Annotated in this window: 18 protein-coding genes; 13 read left to right on the top strand and 5 right to left on the bottom strand. The window is 71.7% G+C overall.

Features of this window, described 5'->3' with window-relative positions:
- The 7 genes from OG272_RS01040 to hypE all read left to right on the top strand — a co-directional run bounded on the left by OG272_RS01040 (position 1) and on the right by hypE (position 6,344).
- Positions 1-105: a DUF6893 family small protein gene (locus OG272_RS01040; protein WP_405892190.1), complete on the top strand. Its 105-nt coding sequence runs from the start codon at positions 1-3 to the stop codon at positions 103-105.
- Positions 106-248: 143 nt separating this feature from the next.
- Positions 249-647, top strand: coding sequence for a hydrogenase maturation nickel metallochaperone HypA (gene hypA, locus OG272_RS01035; RefSeq protein ID WP_405892188.1), 399 nt, complete (start codon positions 249-251; stop codon positions 645-647).
- A gap of 3 nt (positions 648-650) precedes the next feature.
- Positions 651-1,415 (top strand): hydrogenase nickel incorporation protein HypB, encoded by a 765-nt coding sequence (gene hypB / locus OG272_RS01030; protein WP_326573296.1) that lies wholly within the window; start codon positions 651-653, stop codon positions 1,413-1,415.
- Positions 1,412-3,808 (top strand): carbamoyltransferase HypF, encoded by a 2,397-nt coding sequence (gene hypF, locus OG272_RS01025; protein WP_405892186.1) that lies wholly within the window; start codon positions 1,412-1,414, stop codon positions 3,806-3,808. Before hypB ends, hypF begins: the two co-directional genes overlap by 4 nt.
- 31 nt (positions 3,809-3,839) lie before the next feature.
- Positions 3,840-4,145, top strand: a complete 306-nt coding sequence (locus OG272_RS01020) for a HypC/HybG/HupF family hydrogenase formation chaperone (protein ID WP_326573292.1) — start codon at positions 3,840-3,842, stop codon at positions 4,143-4,145.
- Positions 4,142-5,269, top strand: coding sequence for a hydrogenase formation protein HypD (gene hypD / locus OG272_RS01015; protein WP_405892185.1), 1,128 nt, complete (start codon positions 4,142-4,144; stop codon positions 5,267-5,269). Before OG272_RS01020 ends, hypD begins: the two co-directional genes overlap by 4 nt.
- Positions 5,262-6,344, top strand: coding sequence for a hydrogenase expression/formation protein HypE (gene hypE / locus OG272_RS01010; protein ID WP_327731936.1), 1,083 nt, complete (start codon positions 5,262-5,264; stop codon positions 6,342-6,344). The genes hypD and hypE overlap by 8 nt, the downstream gene beginning before the upstream one ends.
- 99 nt (positions 6,345-6,443) lie before the next feature.
- Here hypE and OG272_RS01005 read toward each other — a convergent pair whose 3' ends face one another.
- The 3 genes from OG272_RS01005 to OG272_RS00995 all read right to left on the bottom strand — a co-directional run bounded on the left by OG272_RS01005 (position 6,444) and on the right by OG272_RS00995 (position 8,523).
- Positions 6,444-6,809, bottom strand: a complete 366-nt coding sequence (locus OG272_RS01005; RefSeq protein ID WP_327731937.1) for a hypothetical protein — start codon at positions 6,807-6,809, stop codon at positions 6,444-6,446.
- Positions 6,810-6,952: 143 nt separating this feature from the next.
- Positions 6,953-8,098, bottom strand: a complete 1,146-nt coding sequence (locus OG272_RS01000) for a DUF6596 domain-containing protein (RefSeq protein WP_327732381.1) — start codon at positions 8,096-8,098, stop codon at positions 6,953-6,955.
- A gap of 17 nt (positions 8,099-8,115) precedes the next feature.
- A complete protein-coding gene (locus OG272_RS00995; protein ID WP_326573284.1) occupies positions 8,116-8,523 on the bottom strand; it encodes a YciI family protein in 408 nt (135 codons plus the stop codon).
- A gap of 500 nt (positions 8,524-9,023) precedes the next feature.
- Here OG272_RS00995 and OG272_RS00990 point away from each other — a divergent pair, with 500 nt between their 5' ends.
- The 6 genes from OG272_RS00990 (at position 9,024) to OG272_RS00965 (ending at position 19,232) form a co-directional block, all read left to right on the top strand.
- The gene (locus OG272_RS00990; RefSeq protein ID WP_327731939.1) at positions 9,024-13,292 is read left to right on the top strand and encodes a HAMP domain-containing protein; all 4,269 of its coding nucleotides are present in this window, start codon (positions 9,024-9,026) and stop codon (positions 13,290-13,292) included.
- A gap of 76 nt (positions 13,293-13,368) precedes the next feature.
- The gene (locus OG272_RS00985; protein ID WP_405892184.1) at positions 13,369-15,894 is read left to right on the top strand and encodes a SpoIIE family protein phosphatase; all 2,526 of its coding nucleotides are present in this window, start codon (positions 13,369-13,371) and stop codon (positions 15,892-15,894) included.
- A 231-nt stretch (positions 15,895-16,125) separates the two neighbouring features.
- A complete protein-coding gene (locus OG272_RS00980; RefSeq protein ID WP_327732383.1) occupies positions 16,126-16,542 on the top strand; it encodes an ATP-binding protein in 417 nt (138 codons plus the stop codon).
- A 320-nt stretch (positions 16,543-16,862) separates the two neighbouring features.
- A complete protein-coding gene (locus tag OG272_RS00975) occupies positions 16,863-17,222 on the top strand; it encodes a hypothetical protein (RefSeq protein WP_326573281.1) in 360 nt (119 codons plus the stop codon).
- Complete coding sequence (locus OG272_RS00970; protein WP_405892182.1) at positions 17,219-18,148, top strand: anti-sigma factor RsbA family regulatory protein; 930 nt, start codon at positions 17,219-17,221, stop codon at positions 18,146-18,148. The genes OG272_RS00975 and OG272_RS00970 overlap by 4 nt, the downstream gene beginning before the upstream one ends.
- 199 nt (positions 18,149-18,347) lie before the next feature.
- On the top strand, positions 18,348-19,232 hold the full coding sequence (locus tag OG272_RS00965) for a restriction endonuclease (protein WP_327731940.1): 885 nt from the start codon (positions 18,348-18,350) through the stop codon (positions 19,230-19,232).
- A 12-nt stretch (positions 19,233-19,244) separates the two neighbouring features.
- Here the strand turns inward: OG272_RS00965 and OG272_RS00960 are convergent, their stop codons facing one another.
- Both OG272_RS00960 and OG272_RS00955 read right to left on the bottom strand, forming a co-directional pair.
- A complete protein-coding gene (locus OG272_RS00960; RefSeq protein ID WP_405892180.1) occupies positions 19,245-21,722 on the bottom strand; it encodes a S9 family peptidase in 2,478 nt (825 codons plus the stop codon).
- A complete protein-coding gene (locus tag OG272_RS00955) occupies positions 21,695-23,479 on the bottom strand; it encodes an N-acetylglutaminylglutamine amidotransferase (protein WP_326573276.1) in 1,785 nt (594 codons plus the stop codon). The genes OG272_RS00960 and OG272_RS00955 overlap by 28 nt, the downstream gene beginning before the upstream one ends.
- Positions 23,480-23,537: the final 58 nt, after the last annotated feature.

Below are 23,537 nucleotides of genomic sequence, written 5' to 3'. Positions count from 1 at the left end.
ATGAAGAAGATCGTCATTGGAGGAGCCGCCGTGGCGGCCCTGGTGGCCGTCGCCGCCGAGGTGCTTCCCGACCTCAGGCGCTATCTGCGGATCCGACGGATGTGAACCGGGGTGCCACCCCGGGGTGCCCTCCGGTTGCGTCGAACGGCGTACCTGCCGACGTGTGACGGCGTGCCGGGCCGTGCGCCCCGGGTGTGCGCGCCTCTAATGAACCCCGGTCAGGGCAGGCGGCGGAAGGACGGATACCCATGCACGAGATGTCCGTCGCGCTGGAGGTCGTCGACCAGGTCGCGGAGGCCGCCGACCGGACCGAAGGTGTCACGGCGGTGCGATCGGTGCGGCTCCAGGTGGGCGAACTCGCCGGTGTCGTACCCGACGCACTCGCCTTCTGCTTCGAACTGGCCTGTGCCGGAACCCTGCTGGAAGGCGCCGAACTCGTCACCGAGGCGGTGCCGGGGCGGGCCCGCTGCACGCCCTGCGCACACGAATGGGCCGTCGGTATGCCTCCCCGGCTGACCTGCCCCGCGTGCGGCGGGACGCGTACCGACCTGCTCGCGGGCCGGGAACTGCAGATCGTCGACGTGCACTGGGAGGACGGCGACCCCGCGCACCCGTCCACCCGCGAACCGATCTCCGAGGAGCGCTGAACCATGTGCCGTGTCACCGACCTGCGCCAGGCCGTACTCGCGAAGAACGACGCGAGCGCCCACGAACTGCGCGCACATCTCACGGCCCGAGGCACCGCGGTCGTCAATCTGCTGTCCAGCCCGGGCAGCGGCAAGACCGCGCTGCTGGAACAGGAGCTGCTGCGGGCACGGGAGCGGTCCGTGGCCGTCGCGGCGCTGAGCGCCGACCTTGCCACCGAGAACGACGCGGTCCGCCTGGCGCGTTCGGGTGTCCCGGTCAAGCAGGTGCTCACCGACGGACTGTGCCACCTGGAGGCGGGGATGCTCGCCGGGCACCTGGACGGGTGGCTGCCCGACGACACCCGGCTGCTGTTCGTGGAGAACGTCGGCAACCTCGTCTGCCCTGCCTCCTACGACCTGGGGGAGACGCTGAGGGTCGTCCTCGCCTCCGTCACGGAGGGCGAGGACAAGCCGCTCAAGTACCCCACCGCCTTCGGCCTCGCCCAGCTGGTCGTGGTCACCAAGACCGACCTCGCGGCGGCCGTCGAGTTCGACGCGATCACGTTCCGCGCGAACCTGGAGCAGGTCAACCCCGGAGTCGAGGTGGTCATGACCTCGGCACGACGGGGGCAGGGGATCGGCGTACTGCTCGACAGGGCCATGGCCGCCGCGGACGGTGCCCCCGTCCACTCGCCGGTCATGGCCGGGCACTCCCACCACGGTCACACGCACGGACACACCCACGCGCACCCGGAGGCCACCGGCACGATGGCCCACACCCACTCGTGAGCGCTTCGCAGGCCCCGGCCGCCGTCGCCGAGGACACCCCGCTACGCCGCCGGGTCACCGTCCGGGGAGTGGTGCAGGGCGTGGGTTTCCGGCCGTACCTGTACGGCCTCGCCGCCGAACTCGCCCTGGCCGGACATGTGACCAACACCCCGGAGGGCGTCGTCGTGGAGGTCGAGGGCACCGCCTCGGCCGTGGCCCGGTTCTGCGACCGGATCGCCGCCCAGGCGCCCCCGCTGGCCCGCGTGGAGTCCGTCGACCACACGGAGATGTCTCCCGCCGGCGGCACCGCGTTCACCATCCTCGCCTCCCGCGCCGACGGACCGGCACGCACCCTGGTCTCCCCGGACTCCGCCACCTGCGCCGACTGTCTCGCCGAGTTGGCCGACCCGGCGGACCGGCGGTACCGCCACCCGTTCGTCAACTGCACCCACTGCGGCCCGCGCTTCACGATCGTCACCGCGGTGCCCTACGACCGGGCCAACACCACCATGGCCGGCTTCCGGATGTGCCCCGACTGTGCCCGGGAGTACGCGGATCCGGCCGACCGGCGTTTCCACGCGCAGCCGGTCGCCTGCCCGGCCTGCGGGCCGCGTCTGCGGCTGGTCGTCGCCGAGAAGGAGGGGCTCAGGGGTGTCGACGGGGCGGATCCGGTCGGCGAGGCGCGCGTACTGCTGACGCGGGGCGGGATCCTCGCCGTGAAGGGCCTGGGCGGCTACCACCTGGCCTGCGACGCCACGAGCCGGGCGGCGGTCGCCCTCCTGCGACGCCGGAAGGCGCGGGGGGACAAACCGTTCGCCGTCATGGCCAGGACCCCGGACGATGTCCGCCACCTCGTGCGGCTGAGCCCCGAGGAGCGGAGTCTGCTCGAAGACCGGGCCCGGCCGGTCGTCCTGCTGAGGCGGCACCCGGACCCGTCGTACGCCGCCGGGGATCCGAAGCCCGCCGAGGCCGTCGCGCCCGGCAGTCCCGACCTCGGCGTGATGCTGCCCTACACGCCCCTGCACCATCTGCTGCTCGGCCTGCCCGGCGACGCGGACGGCCCCCGGCTGCTCGTCATGACCAGCGGCAACGTTTCCGGTGAGCCGATCGTCACCGACGACACCGAGGCGCTGGAGCGGCTCGCGCATCTGGCCGACGCCTGGCTCACACACGACCGGCCGATCCATGTCCCGTGCGACGACTCCGTGGTCCGGGTCTGCGACGGGAAGCCGCTGGTGATCCGCCGCTCGCGTGGCTACGCCCCGTTGCCGCTCACCCTGCCGCTGTCCGTGCGGCCGGCCCTCGCGGTCGGGGGAGACCTGAAGAACGCCTTCTGTCTGGGGTCGGGCCGCCGCGCCTGGCTGTCGGCGCACATCGGCGACATGGACGACGTCGGCACGCAGCGGGCCTTCGAGCGCGCGGCGGCGCAGCTGGGGTCCATCACGGGAGTGCGGCCCGAGACCCTGGCGTCCGACCGGCATCCGGGCTACCGCTCCGCCCGGTGGGCCGACCGGAACGCGGCGCACCGGCCCGTCGTGCGCGTCCAGCACCATCACGCGCACGTCGCCGCCGCGATGGCCGAGCACGGGCTGGACGGCACCCGGCCGGTGATCGGCGTCGCCTTCGACGGCACCGGCCACGGCGACGACGGCGCCGTGTGGGGCGGGGAGTTCCTGCTCGCCGACTACGACCGCTTCACCCGGTTCGGGCACCTCGCGTACGTCCCGCTGCCCGGTGGCGACGCCGCGGTGCGCCGGCCGTACCGCATGGCACTGGCCCATCTGCGGGCGGCCGGGATCCCCTGGTCCGCTGACCTCGCCTGTACGGCCGCCTGCCCGCCCGACGAACTGCAGGTCCTGGAGCGGCAGTTGGAGCGAGACCTGAACTGTGTCTCCACGTCCAGCATGGGCCGCCTCTTCGACGCCGTGTCCTCGCTGACCGGTGTGTGCCACCGCGCCGGATACGAGGCACAGGCCGCCGTCGAGTTGGAAGGCGCGGCTCTGCGGGCGCCCGCCGAGGACACCACGGCGTACGCCTTCGCCCTGCACGCCTCGGAGAAGAGCCGGGGCGGCGTCGTACGGGCCGATCCGGCACCGGTGTTCGCGGCGATCGTCGGCGACCTGCGCGCGGGCGTCGAGCCGGCCGTGGTCGCGGCTCGCTTCCATCGGGGTGTGTCCGCTCTGGTGCGCCGGATGTGCGAGCGGGCGCGGGAGCGGCACGGGCTGGACACGGTCGCCCTGACGGGAGGCGTGTTCGCGAACACGCTGCTCTCGTCGGCCTGTGCCGCCGGCCTGCGCGAGGACGGCTTCACGGTCCTGCGGCACCACCTGGTGCCCCCCAACGACGGCGGTCTGGCGCTGGGCCAGCTGATGGTGGCCGCCCGCGCCACTTCCACTCCCACGCCCACCGACTGAGCGACGCGCGACCCACAGCGAGGAGAGGCTCATGTGCCTGGCGGTACCCGGCAGAGTGCTGGACATCGAGGAACGGGACGGCACCCGGATGGCCACCGTCGACTTCGGCGGCGTGGTCAAGGAGGTGTGCCTGGAGTATCTGCCCGACCTCCGGGTGGGCGAGTACGCCATCGTCCACGTCGGGTTCGCCCTGCAACGGCTGGACGAGGAGTCGGCGCGGCAGACGCTCGAACTCTTCGCCGAACTCGGCCTGTTGCAGGAGGAGTTCGGTGACCCCTGGGAGATGGCGGCGGTGGAGGCGGGCATGGACCCGGTGGAAGAGGTGCGCAACCAGTGAAGTACATCGACGAGTTCCAGGACCCGGAGCTGGCGCGTCGGCTCCTCGACGACATCCACGCCACGGTGACCAGGCCATGGGCGCTGATGGAGGTGTGCGGCGGCCAGACGCACAGCATCATCCGGCACGGCATCGACCAACTCCTGCCGGACCAGGTCGAGTTGATCCACGGTCCGGGGTGTCCGGTGTGCGTGACCCCGCTGGAGGTCATCGACAAGGCGCTGGAGATCGCCTCCCGGCCGGAGGTGATCTTCTGCTCCTTCGGGGACATGCTGCGCGTGCCCGGCACGGGGCGGGACCTCTTCCAGGTCCGCGGGGAGGGCGGTGACGTGCGTGTCGTCTACTCGCCGCTGGACGCGCTGCGGATCGCACAGCGGAACCCGGACCGTGAGGTGGTGTTCTTCGGCATCGGCTTCGAGACGACGGCACCCCCCAACGCCATGACGGTCCATCAGGCCAGGAAACTGGGCATCGAGAACTTCAGCATGCTGGTGTCCCATGTCCGCGTACCACCGGCCATCGAGGCGATCATGTCCTCGCCCCGCTGCCGGGTACAGGGCTTCCTCGCTGCCGGGCACGTCTGCAGCGTGATGGGGGTGGGGGAGTACCCGGAGCTCGCGCGGCGCTTCCGCGTGCCGATCGTGGTGACGGGCTTCGAGCCACTGGACATCCTAGAAGGCGTGCGCCGGGCCGTCCGTCAGCTGGAGCGCGGCGAGCACACCGTCGACAACGCCTACGCCCGCGCCGTGCGCCCGGAGGGCAACCCGGCCGCCCGGGCCATGCTGGAGGACGTCTTCGAGGTCACCGACCGTGCCTGGCGCGGTATCGGGGTGATCCCCGACAGCGGTTGGCGGCTGTCGTCGAAGTACCGCGACCACGACGCCGAGCACCGCTTCGCGGTCGGCGGGATCCGGACGGCAGAACCCGCCGAGTGCCGCAGCGGAGAGGTCCTGCAGGGGCTGCTCAAGCCGCACGAGTGCGAGGCCTTCGGCACCCTGTGCACCCCCCGTACGCCGCTGGGAGCCACCATGGTCTCCAGCGAGGGCGCCTGCGCGGCGTACTACCTCTACCGGCGGCTGGACCTGCCCACGACCAAGGCCCGGGAGGCGAGCCCCGTTGTCTGACACCACCGATCTCCCCGTCCCCACCGCCCTGGACATCGAGGGGTGGACGTGTCCGGCGCCCGTGCGGGACCGGCCGCGTGTCGTCATGGGGCACGGCGGTGGAGGAGCCCTCTCCGCCGAACTGGTCCAGCAGATCTTCGCTCCGGCCTTCGGGGGCGAGGTGCTCGCCCAGATGGGTGACGCCGCCGTCCTCGCCCTGGGCGGAGCCCGGCTGGCGTTCTCCACCGACTCGTACGTGGTGCGGCCGCTGTTCTTCCCCGGCGGCAGCATCGGCGACCTGGCGGTCAACGGGACCGTCAACGACCTCGCCATGAGCGGTGCCCGCGCCGCCTACCTCTCCTGCGGATTCATCCTGGAGGAGGGCGTCGAGCTGGACGTGGTCACGCGGGTGTCCCAGGCGCTGGGCGCGGCCGCGCGCACCGCCGGGGTGGAGGTGGCCACCGGCGACACCAAGGTGGTGGAGGCCGGCCACGGCGACGGGATCTTCATCAACACGGCGGGCATCGGGCTGGTTCCGGCGGGCGTCGATCTGCGTCCTCAGCGGGTCGTCCCCGGCGACGTCGTGATCGTCAGCGGCGCCATCGGTGTCCACGGAGTGGCGATCATGAGCGTGCGCGAGGGCCTGGAATTCGGCGTGGAGATCAAGAGCGACTGCGCGGCGCTCGGCGGCCTGGTCGACGCCATGCTCGCCGTCACCCCGGATCTGCACGTCCTGCGCGATCCCACCCGAGGTGGCCTGGCGGCGGCGCTCAACGAGATCGCGGAGGCCTCCGGCACCGGGGTCGTCATCCGGGAACGCGAGGTCCCGGTCCCGTCGGCCGTGGCCAATGCCTGCGCCATTCTCGGACTGGACCCCATGTACATCGCCAACGAGGGCAAGCTGGTGGCCTTCGTCCCGCGCGAGCACGCCGACGCCGTCCTCGAGGCGATGCGCGCCCATCCTCTGGGTACGGATTCCGTGATCATCGGTGAGGCCGTCGAGGCGCATCCCGGCATGGTCGTGGCCCGCACCGGCCTGGGGGGAACGCGGGTGGTCGATCTGCCGATCGGGGAGCAACTGCCGCGGATCTGCTGACCTGGACCTCGCGGCCTCGCGCGTCGACGAAAATGGCGGGCGTCCGGGCGCCGACGGGACCCGATCCCGTCGGCGGCCGGACGGCGGGTCCTGCGGGTCCTACGGGTCCTGCGGGTCCACGCCGGTCTCGGCGGAAGCGTCCCTGGTTCCGCTGGGGCGCTGGGAACGTCCCTTGCGTCCGGTGTCGCGTCGGCCCTTCTCGTCCGCGTCGCCGTACTCCTCGCCGCGCGCCCCGTGGCTCTTCGCCGTGTCACCCGGAACGGACTTCGACTCCTCGGCGGACTTCGTCCGGCCCCGGCCCCCCTCGCCGGCGTGTTCCGCCGTACGGAAGGAGCGGTGAGCGCTCGGGTTGTCCTGCTGATGCGTCTCGTCCACATCGGGTGACCAGCCGTGCTGACCGGTGCCCTGGTGACGGCTGGGGCCCTTTCCGTGCGGTGGCTCGGACGAACGTGGTTTCTTCGGCATGGTCCGACCTGCCTGTTCGTGGTCCATGGGGACGCCGCTCATGCGTCACCGCGATAGATGAATTATCCCTTCTCGTGACACTTCGGGCATATCGCGATCTTTCAAGTGCTTTTGGTCTTCCTGGTTCTCCCGGCCTCGGCCCGTCAGCGGCGTCGGCGGGCGTTGAGCCTGGCGGCCTGGCGGGTGAGGTGGTCACGCTCCGCGAGATTGGGTGCCTTCCGGGCGGCCTCGGCGTACAGGCGTGCCGCCGTCGCCAGGTCGCCGTCGCGTTCGTGGAGGTACGCCGCCACGGCTGCGTGGCGGGGGAGCGAGTCGTCCAGTGCCGCGAGCGCCGCCAGACCGGCGCGCGGCCCGTCGGCCTCGCCGACGGCGACCGCGCGGTTGAGCCGGACGACCGGGCTGTCGGTCAGGCGCGCGAGCTCGTCGTACCACTCGACGATCTGCACCCAGTCCGTCTCCTCGGCGGCGGGCGCGTCGGCGTGGAGGGCCGCGATGGCGGCCTGCGCCTGGAACTCGCCCAGCCGGTCGCGGGCCAGGGCCGCCTGCAGGATCTCGACCCCCTCGGCGATCGACTCCGTGTCCCACCGGCCCCGGTCCTGGTCGGCGAGCGGCACCAGGCTGCCGTCGGGCGTGGTCCGGGCGGCGCGCCGGGCGTGGTGGAGCAGCATGAGGGCGAGCAGTCCCGCCACCTCGGGGTGGTCGATCCCGGCCGCGAGCTGCCGGGTGAGCCGGATGGCCTCGGCGGCGAGGTCGACGTCACCGGAGTAGCCCTCGTTGAAGACCAGGTACAGGACGCGCAGCACGGTCGCGACGTCGCCGGGTTGGTCGAACCGCACTCCGGAGACGGTGCGCTTGGCCCGGCTGATGCGTTGCGCCATGGTCGCCTCGGGCACCAGATAGGCCTGGGCGATCTGGCGGGTGGTCAGCCCGCCGACGGCGCGCAGCGTGAGCGCGACCGCGGACGACGGCGTCAGGGACGGATGGGCGCAGAGGAAGTAGAGCTGGAGCGTGTCGTCCGCCGCGGGCGCGGGCCCGGGCGTCGGCTCCTCGTCGACGAGAGCCTCACGCCGACGGCGGGCGGTGTCCGCGCGGGTCGCGTCGAGGAACTTGCGCCAGGCCACGGTGACCAGCCAGCCCTTCGCGTCCCGCGGCGCGTCGGCCGACCAGACCCGGATCGCCTCGACCAGTGCGTCCTGCACGGCGTCCTCGCCCGCCGCGAAATCGGCTCCGCGGCGGACGAGGACGGCGAGCACGCCCGGTGTGAGGCTCCGGAGCAGGGCCTCGTTCATCTGGGACACCTGCGAGGTCACTCCGTGATGGTGGGCGGCGCGGTCAGGAAGGGGCGCAGTTCGAGCCACTCGTGGATGGGCTTCCCGCCCGCCCCGGGGGCGGCCGAGAGTTCCCCGGCCAGCTCGACGGCGCGCTCGTAGCTGTCGACGTCGATCACCATCCAGCCGGCGATGAGGTCCTTCGTCTCGGCGAACGGTCCGTCGGTGACCGGCGGGCGCCCCTCACCGTCGTACCGGACCCACGTTCCCTCGGGGGCGAGTGCCTGGCCGTCGACGAACTCGCCGGTCCCCTCGAGCCGGGCCGCGAAGTCCCGCATGTACTGCACGTGGTCCGTGATCTCCTCGGGTGTCCACTGGTCCATCGGCACGTCGTTGACCGCGGCCGGGGCGCCCCGGTAGTGCTTGAGCATCAGGTACTTGGCCATCGTGGTTCTCCTCGGTCCTCGTGCGACCCATTCTGGTCGCGCTCACACCAGGGACGGAGCCGGTCGCGGGTTCTCGACATGGCCGGCCGATCTTTTTCGGATTTTCGTGGATGAGTGGTCGCGGTCGGGCGGTGAGCGGGCGAGGCGCGGTCCCTGTGGGCAACGCGCCCTCGGGCAAGGCCGGTGATGCCCCGCCGCGCGGTGGGTCCCGTCGATCCCGAAGGTGTCCGTGCGGCTCTAACAAGCGGCGATGCCGAATCTGCCCGAGTGCCCCGCGACCGTCCGTCCATTCGGCCCAGGGCGGTATCTTTTCGGGGCGAACGAGATCTCCGCACCAGGCTTTGGTTGTCGGACGACAACTGAGTTAACCTTCACCGGATTTTCTCATCAGGCCGATCCGTGAACTGCGGAAATGCGGTCGGTGAGCGGGCCTCTCACGGCCCGGCGCGGGTTCCGAGCCCTCGGCGCGAGGGCTCTTGGGGAGCGGAACGAGGGTGCGCATGAGCAGCAAGACGATCGAGGCCGTCGACCGGGCCCCGGGGGAGCAGGAGCTACGGCAGCTCCTGGCCGGCCTGACCGCCGTACGGGACGGCGACTTCGGCACCCGGCTGCCGTCCGACGGCGAGGGCCTGCTCGGCGACATCGCGACGGTTTTCAACGGCATGGTGGACCAACTGTCCGTGTTCACCTCGGAAGTGACCCGGGTGGCGCGTGAGGTGGGCACCGAAGGCACGCTCGGCGGACAGGCCGAGGTGCCGGGGGTCTCGGGCACCTGGGCCGATCTGACCGACTCGGTCAACGCCATGGCGGGCAATCTGACCACGCAGGTGCGCGACATCGCGCAGGTGGCGACGGCGGTCGCCAAGGGCGACCTGTCGCAGAAGATCGACGTCCCCGCGCGCGGCGAGATCCTGCAGCTGAAGGAGACCGTCAACACGATGGTCGACCAGCTCTCCGCCTTCGCCGACGAGGTCACGCGCGTCGCCCGCGAGGTCGGCAGCGAAGGCAGGCTCGGCGGACAGGCCCAGGTGCCCGGCGTCGGTGGCGTCTGGCGCGACCTGACCGATTCGGTCAACTTCATGGCGGGCAACCTCACTTCCCAGGTCCGCAACGTCGCCCAGGTGACCACGGCGGTCGCTCAGGGAGACCTGTCGCAGAAGATCACGGTGGATGCCCGTGGTGAGATTCTGGAGTTGAAGAACACCATCAACACGATGGTGGATCAGCTGTCCGGTTTCGCCGACGAGGTCACCCGCGTCGCCCGCGAGGTCGGCACCGAGGGACGGCTCGGTGGACAGGCGGACGTCCAGGGCGTGAAGGGCACCTGGCGCGACCTCACGGACTCCGTCAACTTCATGGCGGGCAACCTCACCGCGCAGGTCCGCAACGTCGCCCAGGTGGCCACGGCGGTGGCTCAGGGAGATCTGTCGCAGAAGATCACGGTGGATGCCCGTGGTGAGATTCTGGAGTTGAAGAACACCATCAACACGATGGTGGATCAGCTGTCCGGTTTCGCCGACGAGGTCACCCGCGTCGCCCGCGAGGTCGGCACCGAGGGCAATCTGGGCGGACAGGCGATCGTCCGGGGCGCGTCGGGGACCTGGAAGGACCTGACGGACAACGTCAACGTGATGGCGTCGAACCTGACCGGCCAGGTCCGCTCGATCGCCCAGGTCGCCACGGCCGTCGCGCGCGGGGACCTGTCACAGAAGATCACGGTCGAGGCCAAGGGCGAGGTCGCGGCCCTGGCGGACGTCATCAACACGATGGTCGACACGCTCTCCGCGTTCGCCGACGAGGTCACCCGTGTCGCCCGCGAGGTCGGCACCGAGGGACGCCTCGGGGGCCAGGCCCACGTGCCGAACGTCGCCGGCACGTGGAAGGACCTGACCGACAACGTCAACTCGATGGCCAACAACCTCACCGGCCAGGTCCGCAACATCGCCCTGGTGACGACGGCGGTGGCAGGCGGCGACCTGTCGAAGAAGATCGACGTCGACGCCCGCGGCGAGATCCTGGAGCTGAAGACCACCATCAACACGATGGTCGACCAGCTGTCGTCGTTCGCCGCCGAGGTCACCCGTGTCGCCCGCGAGGTCGGCAGCGAGGGCCGGCTCGGCGGACAGGCCGAGGTGGAGGGCGTCGAGGGCACCTGGAAGCGGCTGACCGAGAACGTCAACGAACTGGCCGGGAACCTCACCCGCCAGGTCCGCGCGATCGCCGAGGTGACCAGCGCCGTCGCCGAGGGCGACCTGACCCGCTCGATCACCGTGGAGGCGTCGGGTGAGGTCGCCGACCTCAAGGACAACATCAACTCCATGGTGGAGTCCCTGCGGGAGACCACACGGGCCAACCAGGAGCAGGACTGGCTGAAGACCAACCTCGCCCGGATCTCCGGCCTGATGCAGGGCCACCGCGACCTCCCCGTCGTCGCCGAACTCATCATGGACGAGCTAGCGCCGCTGGCCTCCGCCCAGTACGGCGCCTTCTACCTCGCCGAGGACACCGAGCGCGGTCCCGAGCTGCGGCTGGTGGGCTCGTACGGCTATCCCGAGGACACCGACCGGCCCGAGCGCATCCCCGTCGGGCGCTCGCTGGTCGGGCAGGCCGCGCGCAACCGCCGTCCCATCAGCGTGGAGGAGCTGCCACCGGGCTACGTGACCATCTCCTCCGGTCTCGGGCAGGCCGTGCCCAGCGCCCTGGTGGTGCTGCCCATCGTGGTCGAGGACCAGGTCCTCGGTGTCATCGAGCTGGGCTCCGTCACCCCCTTCACCCAGATCCACCAGGACTTCCTCGCCCAGCTGATGCCGACCATCGGCGTCAACCTCAACACCATCGTGGCCAACGCGCGCACCGACGAACTGCTGGGGGAGTCCCAGCGGCTGACCGCCGAACTCCAGGCGCGGTCGGAGGAGTTGCAGGTGCAGCAGGAAGAACTGCAGCGCTCCAACGCCGAACTGGAGGAGAAGGCCTCCCTGCTGGCCTCGCAGAACAGCGACATCGAGGCCAAGAACCTGGAGATCGAGCAGGCACGGCAGGAGCTGGAGACGCGCGCACAGCAGCTGGCGCTGGCGTCGAAGTACAAGTCGGAGTTCCTGGCGAACATGAGCCACGAACTGCGCACCCCACTCAACAGTCTGCTGATCCTGGCCCAGTTGCTGGCCCAGAACCCCTCGCGCAACCTCACGCCCAAGCAGGTCGAGTACGCGGGCATCATCCACTCGGCGGGCTCGGACCTGCTGCAGCTGATCAACGACATCCTCGACCTGTCGAAGGTCGAGGCGGGCAAGATGGACGTCGCTCCGGAGCGGGTTCCGCTGCGCAAGCTCCTTGAGTACGTCGAGGCTACGTTCCGCCCGATGACGACGCAGAAGAGCCTGGACTTCACGGTGGCCACCGCGCCGGGCACGCCCGCAGACCTGCTCACCGACGACTCCCGGCTGCGTCAGATCCTGCGCAACCTGCTGTCGAACGCGGTGAAGTTCACCGAACAGGGCGGCGTCGCCCTGCGCATCGAACCCGCCGCGGACCGGGAGGTCCCCACGGGCGTCCTCCGCGGCGGTCCCGTCGTGGCCTTCCGGGTGAAGGACACCGGTATCGGCATCCCCCAGCAGCAGCTGGAGACGATCTTCGGGGCCTTCCAGCAGGCGGACGGCACCACCAGCCGCAAGTACGGCGGCACCGGTCTCGGCCTGTCGATCACCCGGGAGATCGCCCATCTGCTCGGCGGCGCCGTCACGGTCGACAGCACGCCCGGGCAGGGCAGCACCTTCACCCTCTACCTTCCCGTGGCACGCGCCGACTTCGAGGAACTGCTCGACGGCGGCGGCCGGCCGGCGGACCAGCCGCACACCACCGGCCGGGAGCTCCCGCCGGCCTCCCGGCCGGAGATCGCTCCCGTCGCGCCGCCCGAGCAGCGCCGACGCCGCCTGCTCGTCGTCGAGGAACGCCCGCGCGGACTGCTGACCCTCGTCGCCGAACGGGCGGTCGCCGACCTCGCGCCCGCCGACGATCCCCTCGGGGCGATCGACATCATCACGGCGGTCGGGGCGCAGGAGGCGGCGAGCACGCTGGCCGCCGAACCCTGCCACTGCGTCGTCCTGGAACTCGGCATGCCCGACGACGAGGGTGCGCGTCTGCTGGAGGCCATGGAGGGCGACTCGGCGCTGGCCAGCGTGCCCGTACTCGTGCACACCGGTCATCGCGTGGACCTGGCGCACGAGCAGACGCTGCGCTCCCGCGCGGACGGCCGCCCGCTGGACTTCCTCTCCAGCCTGGACGAGCTGCGCGAACGGATCACCCTGCATCTGTCCGCCGAGGAACCGGGGGACGTACTGTCGCTGGTCCGTGCGGAGGAGTCCCAGCGCCCGGCCGCGCAGGTGGTCGACGGCGCCTTCCTCGGCCGTACGGTGCTCGTGGTCGACGACGACGCGCGCAACCTGTTCGCGCTCAGCGGGATGCTGGAGCTGCACGGCTTCCACGTCCTGCACGCCGACAACGGCCGCAGGGGCATCGAGATGCTGCTCGCCCATCCGGACATCTCGCTGGTCCTGATGGACGTGATGATGCCGGAGATGGACGGTTACACCGCCACCTCGGAGATCCGGGCGATGCCCCAGTACGCCGAACTGCCCATCATCGCCGTCACCGCGAAGGCCATGCCCGGCGATCAGGAGAAGAGCCTCGCGTCGGGCGCGAACGACTACGTCACCAAGCCGGTCGACACCGACGACCTCATCGGCCGCGTCCGACGCTGGCTGTCCGTATGACGGGGCGTCACACCCCGGTGCGTACCAGCCGACCGCGTGGCGTCCCCGGACGCCCGAGCCGAGGAACAGGCAGACCGTGAGCAATCCCCAGCAGCCGGCCGAGTCGCGGGACGCCGGCGCTTCGACGGGCGAGCCGCTCGCCGACGACCCGACGGCGGACATCGACCTGTGGTCCACCGACCCACCCGACACGCCGCCCGTCTCCCGTGGCGACGATCCGGCCGTGGCGGGTACGGCAGGAGCGGACGACAAGGGGCAGCCGTCCCCCGTCGGCCGCCTCGCCGCGACCGTGGAGCGATTGCGCCGGGAGGTGCAGGCGGCCCAGGCGGAAGCGGACGGGCGTGCCGTGATCGAGCTGGCCAAGGGCATCCTTGTCGAGCGGCTCGGGTGCGGCCCGGCCCAGGCGGCACGTCAGCTCGCCGAACTGACCGAGCAGGCGGGCATGACACCGCTCGAATTCGCCGTCGAGGTCATCAACCAGGCCGCGCGCGACCGGCTCTCCGAAGTGACGACCACCTTCCTCGCGACCACCGCGAACGATGGCGACCCCACCGACCCGTCGGGGAGCGGCTCCCCCGCCGTACGGTTGCGGACCGCCGAGAGCGGTGCGCTGGCCGCCGACGACGCACAGGCCGTGGCCGACTCCCTGCTGGAACACGCCCTCACGCCGCTCGGCGCGGAAGCCGTGGCCATCTGGGCGCTGGGCGCCGACGGCTCCCTCACCCTGGCGGGAAGCGCCGGATTCTCGGCCGCGGAGGCGGCACGCTGGCGGTACGTGCCGCCGGGCGTGGTGACGGTCGCACGGCGCGGGCTCGGCGAGCGGACGGGCCAGTGGATCGGCTGCCTGTCGGAGACCGGCCTGCCCTCCATCGGCCGGAACCACCACCCCGAAGGCGGCCGGGTCGCCGTACCCGCGGGCACCGGAGGCCGGATCCACGGAGTGCTGGAAATCGTCTGGCCCACACGGCTGGAAGCCCAGCCTCCGCAGATCGTCCGCCAGATCGAGGCCCTGGCCGAGCTGTGCGCGCACACGCTGGAGATCTACGCCCCGCCCCACCCCGACGGCGAAGCGCGGCCCGGGCCCCTGCCGGACGTCGCCGAACTGATGGCCCTCACCGACGGCCTCCATGACCCCGCGCTGGTGCTCGTCCCGCACCTGGACGCCACCGGGGAGCTGATCGACTTCCGCATCCACCATGTCAACAGCCGCTTCCTCGACCCGGGAGGCCGGCCACGCGGTGTCGTCAACGGGGCCCTGCTCCTGGAGACGTACCCGATGGCCGCCGGCGAGAGCGAGCTGTTCGAGCAGATCGAACGTGTCTACGCCACGGGCGAGCCGTTCCGCGCCCGCCGCATGCGGCTCACGGCCCTGGTGGAGGATGTCCCGCTGGCGGCGGTCGCCGACGTCAACATCAGCCGGCACGGCGGCTGCGTCCTCCTCATCTGGCGCATGGAGGACGAGACCGCACGGCTGGCGAACCTGTTGCAGCACGCCCAGCGCCTCGGCCGCATCGGCGGGTTCGAGGAGAACCTCCTCACCGGCGAGATCACCTGGAACGGCCAGCTCTACAGCCTCTACGGCAAGCCCTCAGTCAGCGGCCCGGTCCCGCTGGAGGACCTGCCCGCCCACGCCCACCCCGACGACGCCGTCGCCATCGGCAGGTTCCTGCGCACCCTCCTGCACCACCGTCGCCCCGCGTCCGCCGCCTTCCGGCTCCAACGGCCCGACGGCGTGACCCGGCACATCCGCGTGGTGGCCGAGCCGGTCCTCGACTCCGACGGCCGGCTGTTCGTCGTCCGGGGCGCCTACCAGGACATCTCCGCCCACCACTGGACGGAGGTTGCCCTCGCGGCCACCCGCGACCAGCTCGCCCACTCCGAGCAGCAGGCGAGCGAACGCAACCGGCTCACTCTCCAGCTCCAGCACGCGATCATGCCCCCGGCGCAGGCCCCGTTGGAGGCCCCCGGACTGCGCGTGGCCGTTCGCTACCGGCCCGCGGAGACCCAGCACCTGGTGGGCGGCGACTGGTACGACGCGGTGGTGCTGCCGTCCGGGCTGGTGCTGCTGTGTGTGGGAGACGTCGCCGGACACGGCATCGAGGCCGCCACCAGCATGGTCGTCCTGCGCAACGCGCTGCGCGGGCTCGCCGTGACGGGGGCAGGACCGGGGCAGTTGCTGTCCTGGCTCAACATGGTGGCCCACCATCTGACCGGAGCCGTCACCGCCACGGCGGTCTGCGGCCTGTACGACCCCGACCGCCACACCCTGCGCTGGGCCAGGGCGGGCCATCTGCCGCCCGTCCTGGTGCGCGCCGGCGAAGCGACACAGCTGCCCTTGATCAAGGGCCTGCTGCTTGGTGCCCTGCCCGAGGCGACGTACGAGGAACACGAGGCCCAACTGGCCGTCGACGACACCCTGCTGATGTACACGGACGGCCTGATCGAACGCCGTGACCGGTCCGTGGAGGAATCCCTGGCCCAGCTGCTGACGGCCGCGCGCACGGTGCCGCCCACACTCGACCAGCAGCTGGACCGCCTGCTCACCTACAGCAAGTCCGACACGGACGACGACACCTGCCTCGTGGGCGTCCGGGTGGCCTAGATTCCCTCATCGCCGTGCTGAACGAGCTCTGCCCGCACGTGGCGGACGGCCCTCTGCCGGTAGGGGTGCGGAACCTGGCCGCCACAGGCCTTCGGGGCATCCGGCGGGCAGCCCGCAGCCGTCCTCGCAGCGTCGTGACGGCAGGGACTTGGTCGACGGGACGTCTGCGAACACCGTGGGCGGGCACACGGTGTGTAGGAGTCGGCCTTGGACGGGAGGACGGAGGAACCGGTGGCGATCAAGGCGATGGGCTGGGCACATTCGTTTCCCGTGTCAGGAGGTGTGCACGCCGGTCGGCGGTGGACGCGAAGGCAGCTGGAGTCCCTTCCGTGGACCGCGGCTGAGCCCGAGACGGTGGACGCTGTCGTCCTGACGGTGTCCGAACTGCTCACCAACGCACATGTCCACGCGCACAGCGACGCGCATCTGATCCTCACCTGGGACGGGGACTGCCTGCAGGTGAGCGTCCACGACGAGGACCCGACACTGCCGCTCCAGCGCAACCCCCAGGCGGGTGAGACCTCCGGTCGCGGAGTGGGGATCGTACGGATGCTCGCCGACGAGCTGGAGATGAAGTGCCAGCGGCACGGCAAGACGGTCTCGGCGTGCTTCCGCCCGGCCGGTGCCGACCGGCCGCGCGACAGCTGAGCGCTCCCGGGTTCAGTTCGTGGTGAGCATGCCCCGGCGCAGGCGGGTCAGGGTGCGCGAGAGCAGGTGGGAGACATGCATCCGGGAGCAGCCGAGGTCCTCGGCGATGAAGTCCGCCGGCGCCGCCTCCCCGGTCTCGTCACCGTTGACGGCGGCGTCGAGCGAGGAGGAGCGGGCATCCCTGACGGACAGGCGGGCACACGATCCCCCTTGCGCCGGCGGGCTATACGATGACGTGTCCGTAGCCCGCCGTCCCGTAGGCTCGGTACGGCGGAGAGACGGGGAGCGCCGTTCAACGGCACTGAGGCAGGGGAGAGAACGTGGAAGCCTCCCACGACGTGGACAGGCTGGTCTTGGCGGCGTCGCGCGGCGGCGCCGTGCTGGAGATCCGCTCTCTGTCCGGTCGCCCTGGGATTCGTGCCGCTGGAGAGATCAACGTGATCACCCGTTCTTTTTGGGAACAGGCCTTGGAGGATTTGGCGAACGCCCACACGGACGTCTCCTTCGTGGAACTGTCCGACCTGATGTCCATCGATGTGGGCGGCGCGGCGGCGCTGGCGGTCACCGCCCAGCAGTTGGGTACCGGGCGCATCGTCGTGGACCGTCCGCCGCCGGAACTGGAACGGCTCCTGGACATGTTCTGGCCCGGCCTTGCGATGATTGAGGTGGCGGGGCGATGAGTACGGCCAGCGACAGTGATCCCTTTGTGCACCCCGCGCTGTTCTACCGGGGCACGGAGCAGTACACGGCGGGCACGGTGCCGTTCCTCGAGGAGGGTCTGGCCGCCGGAGAGGCCGTCGCGGTCGCCGTGCCCGGTCCCAACCTCGAGCTGATCAAGGCCGAACTGGGAGCGAGTGCCGCCGAGGTCACGCTCCTCGACATGACTCGGGCGGGCCGCAACCCGGGCCGGATCATCCCCGGTGTGCTGCGTGCCTTCGCCGACGCCCACCCGGCCGGCCGGGTGCGGATCATCGGGGAACCGATCTGGGCCGGCCGTTCGGCCGTGGAGTACCCGGCGTGCGTCCAGCACGAGGCTCTCATCAACGCTGCCTTCCAGGGCCGCGAGGTGACGATCCTCTGCCCGTACGACGCGGACGGCCTGGCGGCGGAGGTGCTCGCCGACGCCTACGCCACCCATCCCGTCGTCATCGACGCCGGCGTCGAAATGACCAGCGACGCCTACGATCCCGAGCGGGTCGTCGCCCACTACAACCAGCCGCTCACCTACCCGCCCGGAGCGGCGTCCCTGACGTTCGACGCGGAAGGACTCCCGCAGGCCCGCTCTTTCGCGGTCCAGGAAGCCAAGCAGTTGGGCCTCGCCGGTGACCGGCTGCAGGATCTGACGCTGGCGGTGGCGGAGCTGACCACCAACAGCGTGGTGCACGGCGGCGGTTCGGGGACGCTGCGGATCTGGGCCGAGGGCGAGCAGATCGCCTGCGAGGTCCGCGACGGCGGTCGGCTGGCCGATCCACTGGCCGGCCGTCGGCCGCCGGCACGCGACCAGCTGGGCGGACGCGGCCTGATGCTCGTCCACTACATCTCCGACCTCGTACGCCTCCACACCGCCCAGGACAGCACCACCATCCGCTTCTACCTCGGCCGTTGACCGCCCCGCCCCGCCGAAGCGGGCCGCCGTTCGTGGCGGTGGCCTCCCTCAGCGCCACGAGGGAGGCCGTCGCGCGCCGGACCCGTCGACGGTGGGGGAGCACGGCGAGACGGGTGAGCGCACCGGCTCGATAGAACCCTCCGGACCTGGGCAGACGCTTCTTGATCTTCATTGGCGTCCTAGGGGAGGAAGCATCACCATGGCCGTACCCGCACGAGGTCCGCGTTCCGTGCGCCGCTCCCGCCGGTTCGAACTCCGGGCGACGGCCCTGTACTTCGTCCTGCTCGCCGTCCTCCTGACATTGGCCGGTGCGGTCGCCCGTACCGTGACGGCCGTCGTGGAACGCCGTCCCGCCTGGGCCGTGGTGCTCGTCCTCGTGGGTGCCGCCTGTCTCGTGGCCGGGTTCCGCAGGGGGCGCCGGATATCGGCGGCGAGGCTCGCGCGCCGTGCCGCGGAAGCACTGGACGAGGCCACGGAGACGGCGGTCGAAGCCCTCGACTCCGCTCCGACCGCGCCGGCCACCGGCCCCGCGACAGCTCGGACCGAGCCCTGGGACGGCCGCCTCGACGGGGAACGGACCGTGCTCCTCCCCGGGACGGTGGAGGAGATGTCCGCGGACACCCGGGAGATCGGCCACGAGGCGCTGGACCCCGACGAGTTCGAGCAGGCCGTAGCCGAGCTGTGCCGCCGTGACGGCTGCCTCGATGTGGACGTCGTGGGCGGGGCCGGTGACCTGGGCGCCGACGTCGTGGCGAGGACGCCCGACGGACGCCGGGTCGTCATCCAGTGCAAGCGGTACGGCGACGCCAACCGAGTCGGCTCCCAGGACATGCAGCGGTTCGGCGGCACCTGCTTCACCGTTCACGAGGCCGATGTCGCCGCCGTGGTCACCACCAGCGACTTCACCACTCCCGCGATCGAGTACGCCGAGCAGTGCGGCATCGTGTGCGTCGACGGGCGACAGCTCCTGCGCTGGCAGGACGGCGTGGGGCCACGACCGTGGGAGCCGGAGTTCGTGGCCGACGGGCGAGCGGCGGAGCATCCGGATGCCGACGCGGACGCACCGCGGCGCGCCGACGAATGACGTGGGGGCGGTCTACCGCCGCGTCCCCGCCCCTTCGGCGCCGACATGGCGCTCGATCCAGTCGGCGGCCGTCCGGCGGAAGAGCTTCCGGCTGTCCGCGCGCAGGAAGTCGTGGCCCTCGTCGCGCAGCATCAGCAGTTCGGCCTCCAGACCACGCTCGCGGGCCGCGCGCACGAACTGCTCGGATTCGCCGAGCGGCACATTGGTGTCGTGCTCACCGTGGACCGCGAGGAGCGGCACGCGCAGTGCGTCGACACGGGTCATCGGGGACAGCGCGCGCAGCAGCTCACTGTCGTGTTCCGGGTGCCCGTACTTGTGGGCGGCCGATTCCGCGATCCACGGCTCCGTGCCGGCGTAGAAGGTCGCGAAGTCGGACATGCCGCAGGCCGCCACGCCGGTCCGGAAGAGGTCCGGGTGCCAGACGAGGGAGGCCATCACCAGATAGCCGCCGTACGAGCGTCCCATGACGGCCAGCCGCCGCGGATCGGCGAGACCGGCCACGACGACGTGGGCCGCGCAGTCGGCGACGTCCTCGATCGCGGCGAACCGACCCGTGCCGAGGTCGGCGTCGACGAACGACCGGCCGTGCCCCGACGAGCCGCGCACATCCGGAGCGAAGACATCGAGCCCCCGGCCCAGCAGTTCGTGATAGAGCGGGTTGAACACCGGACGTTCCTGCTCCTCCGGCCCGCCGTGCAGATGGATCACGCAGGGCGCCGGCTCCCCGGAGCCCCGGCCCGGCGCCCGGTAGTACCAGCCGTTCAGTGGCAGCCCGTCGCGCGCCGTCAGCCGCAGCGGTACGGGACGCACGGGTGGGCGGCCGGGCGGGACGGCGTCCTCGTCCCGCGACGACCACTCGGTCCGCCGCGCGGTGCCCTCGGACCACCACCACACACCGGGGCGGCGCTGCGAGCCGGACAGTGCCAGCACCAGCCCCTCCCGGCCGCCGACCTGCGGGATACGTGTCACCACCTCATGCGGAAGCGGCACCGTCCGCGGCGGACCCACCCGCGCGTCCCCGGCGGATGCCGCCGTGACGGCGGTGACCTCCAGCTCGCTGGCTCCGCGCACGTTCCAGGCCAGGACCGCGGTGTGCCCGTCGCGGCCGAGGGCCAGCAGCTCCAGTCCGCTGTCCGCGCGCTCCGCGGCGACGGTCAGCGCCAGTCGTTCCCCTCCGGGATCGAGGCGGACGGCGAACAGCGCGGCGAACTCACGCGCCGCGTCGCTGCGCAGCCACAGCGTCGTGCCGTCCGGGGAGAACCGGCCGATCCACGGATCGCCGTCGGCGACCGGCAGGGCGAAGGTGGTCCGCAGATCGGTGGTGCGCACGACGAGGGCTTCGCGGCGGCCACGCGGCCCCCGGCGCAGAAGTGCCAGCCGTCCGTCCCGGCTGATGTCGCACACGCGCAGGGTGGCGGCGTCGCGTTCGACGGCCAGCAGAGCGGGAGCCGCCACGCCCAGGGGATCGACGAGGTAGGCGGCCAGCCCTCCGCCGGCTGTCCCCTCCGGGGCCACCTCGCCGACTTCCTCCTCGCGGGGCCCGGGCACCCCCCTGCCACGGCGGAACTCGTCGTCCGTGCCGACACGTTCGGGGGGCGCGTCTCCCAGGAGCCCTGACTGCCCGCCTCCGGACGTGTCCACCGGCAGGGGGACGCGGGCGGTCCCGCCCCCTCCTCCCGGGACGCGGGCGGCGGGACCGGCGTCGCCGTGGTGCGGGCCGCCGAGCAGCACGGCCCGGCCGTCCCGGGTGGCCCAGCCCGCGGGACGGCGGACGGTGTACGTGTGCTGGTCGGCGAGGCCCGGCTCCGCATGGGGGAGCCACTCCTCCGTCTCCGCCCCGCCCGGCGCGAGAACCGGCTCGGCGACGGTCACGGCGACAGCCGAGCCGTCGTGCTGCCAGCAGCCCAGATAGGCGGAACTGCCGGGCTCGGCACCGGCGAGGAGGCGCCGTCCGGTTCCGTCGGGGCGCACACACAGCACCCGGGTGTGTTCGCCGCCTCCCGGGGCGGTGGTGTAGGCGATCCAGCGTCCGTCGGGCGACCAGGCCACCTCCTTGACCGGGTGGGGATCGGAGTCCAGCAGGTGGACCTCGTGTCCGCCGACCGGTCCGGTCCACAGCTGGGGAACCCCGCCGCGGTCGCAGATGAAGGCGACGTACCTGCCGCTCGGATCCACCGACGGATACCAGCAGCCATGGGACTTCAGCGGCTGCGGTGTGTCCAGCGGTCCGGCGGTGTCGGGCAGCGGGACCGGCACCGGGGCCATGGAGGCCGGCATCGGCGCTGTGGCCGTCCCCGCGCGACCCCCGGCCGGCACCGCGGAGGCGGCGTCGTGGTCCTCGGGCAGCCACGGCAACCCGTCGACGACGTCTTCGCCGGCGGGGCAGTGGAAGCGGGATCCCGTGCGCGGGTGCGACGGGGCCTGCGTCGTCGGGCGTGGGGGAGGGGTCCCCTGCGCCCCCGTCACCTGATTCCGTGCGTTTGCAGCCATATCTCCAGCAAAGCTACCTGCCACAGTTCGTTCGCCCCACGCTTGGTGCGGTGCTCGTCCGGCGCCGACAGCAGTCTGGCCACGTACGCGTCCCGGAAGACACCCCGTGACCTGGCCTCGGGCGCCGACAGAGCCTCACGGACCCGCCCCAGGACGGGGCCCGCCATGTGTTTGACGGCGGGGACCGGGAAGTAGCCCTTCGGCCGGTCGACGACCTCCGCGGGCAGGACCCGGCGGCCGGCGGCCTTGAGGACTCCCTTGCCGCCGTCGGCGAGCTTCAGCTCCGGCGGGCAGACGGCGGCCAGCTCCACGAGGTCGTGATCGAGGAACGGGACGCGGGCCTCCAGCCCCCAGTCCATGGTCATGTTGTCGACGCGCTTGACCGGATCGTCGACGAGCATCACCTGGGTGTCGAGCCGCAGCGCCGCGTCGAGAGAGGTCTCGGCGCCCGGGTGCGCCATGTGCTCCCGTACGAAACGGCCGGACACGTCGTGATCGGGCATCAGGTGAGGCTGCAGAATGCCGGTGAGGTCGGTGTGCGGCCGGTCGAAGTAGGTCTCGGCGTACGCCTGCGGTGCCTGCTCCCTCGGGACGGCGGCCATGTCCGGATACCAGTGGTAGCCGGCGAAGACCTCGTCGGCGCCCTGGCCGCTCTGGACGACCTTCACCTCCTTCGCCACCTGCTCCGCCAGCAGATGGAAGGCCACCACGTCATGGCTGATCATCGGCTCGCTCATCGCCTCGATCGCGGCGTCCAGCGCCGTCGACACCCGGTCCGAGGGCACCATCAGCTGGTGGTGGTCCGTGCCGAAGTGCCGGGCGACCAGGTCGGAGTAACGGAACTCGTCGCCCTCCTCGCCGCCCTCGGACTCGAAGCCCACGCTGAACGTCGCAAGATCGCGCTGCCCTTCGTCGGCCAGCAGTGCCACGATCAGGCTGGAGTCCAGGCCGCCCGACAGGAGGACACCCACGGGCACGTCGGCGACCATGCGCCGGCGTACGGCCGTGCGCAGCGCGTCGAGCACCGCGTCACGCCAGTCGTCCGCGCCCAGCTGCGCGTCCTGAGGCCTGCGGGTGTACGACGGCTGCCAGTACCGGATGTCGCGGTGGCGGCCGTCCGGCTCCACGACGCGCACCGTGGCCGCGGGCAGCTTGTGTACTCCGGCGAGGACGGTGCGGGGCGCGGCCACCGTGGCGTGCCAGCTCATGTACTGGTGCAACGCGACCGGGTCGAGCGAGGTGTCGATGCCGCCGCCCGCCAGCAGGGCCGGCAGCGACGAGGCGAAACGCAGCCGCCCCGGTGCCTGAGCCAGATACAGCGGCTTGATGCCCAGCCGGTCGCGGGCCAGTACGAGGCGGCCGGTGGCCTGTTCGACGATGACGAAGGCGAACATGCCGTAGAAGCGGTCGACGCAGTCGGTTCCCCACTGCTGGTACGCCTTGAGCACCACCTCGGTGTCGGAGCCGGAGAAGAAGCGGTGGCCGAGAGCGCGCAGCTCCGCGCGCAGCTCTTTGTAGTTGTAGACGCAGCCGTTGAAGACACCGGCGATCCGCCCCGCAGGGTCGGTCATCGGCTGGGCTCCGCACCCGGACAGATCGATGATCTTCAGTCGCCGGTGCCCCAGGGCGACGGCGTCCTGCGACCACAGGCCCCTGCCGTCGGGTCCGCGGGGGGCGAGTCGGTCGGTCATGCGCTCGACGGCTGCCAGGTCGGGCCGTCCGCCGTCGAAGCGGATCTCTCCGCTGAGGCCGCACATCAGGCCGCACCTCCTCGCAGGGGGCGGTTGTCGGCCGTGCTCGGAGGCGGAGCCTTGG

Source organism: Streptomyces sp. NBC_00104 (genome assembly GCF_045160825.1).
Lineage (GTDB): Bacteria > Actinomycetota > Actinomycetes > Streptomycetales > Streptomycetaceae > Streptomyces.
This window is presented reverse-complemented; position numbering and strand designations above follow the sequence as displayed.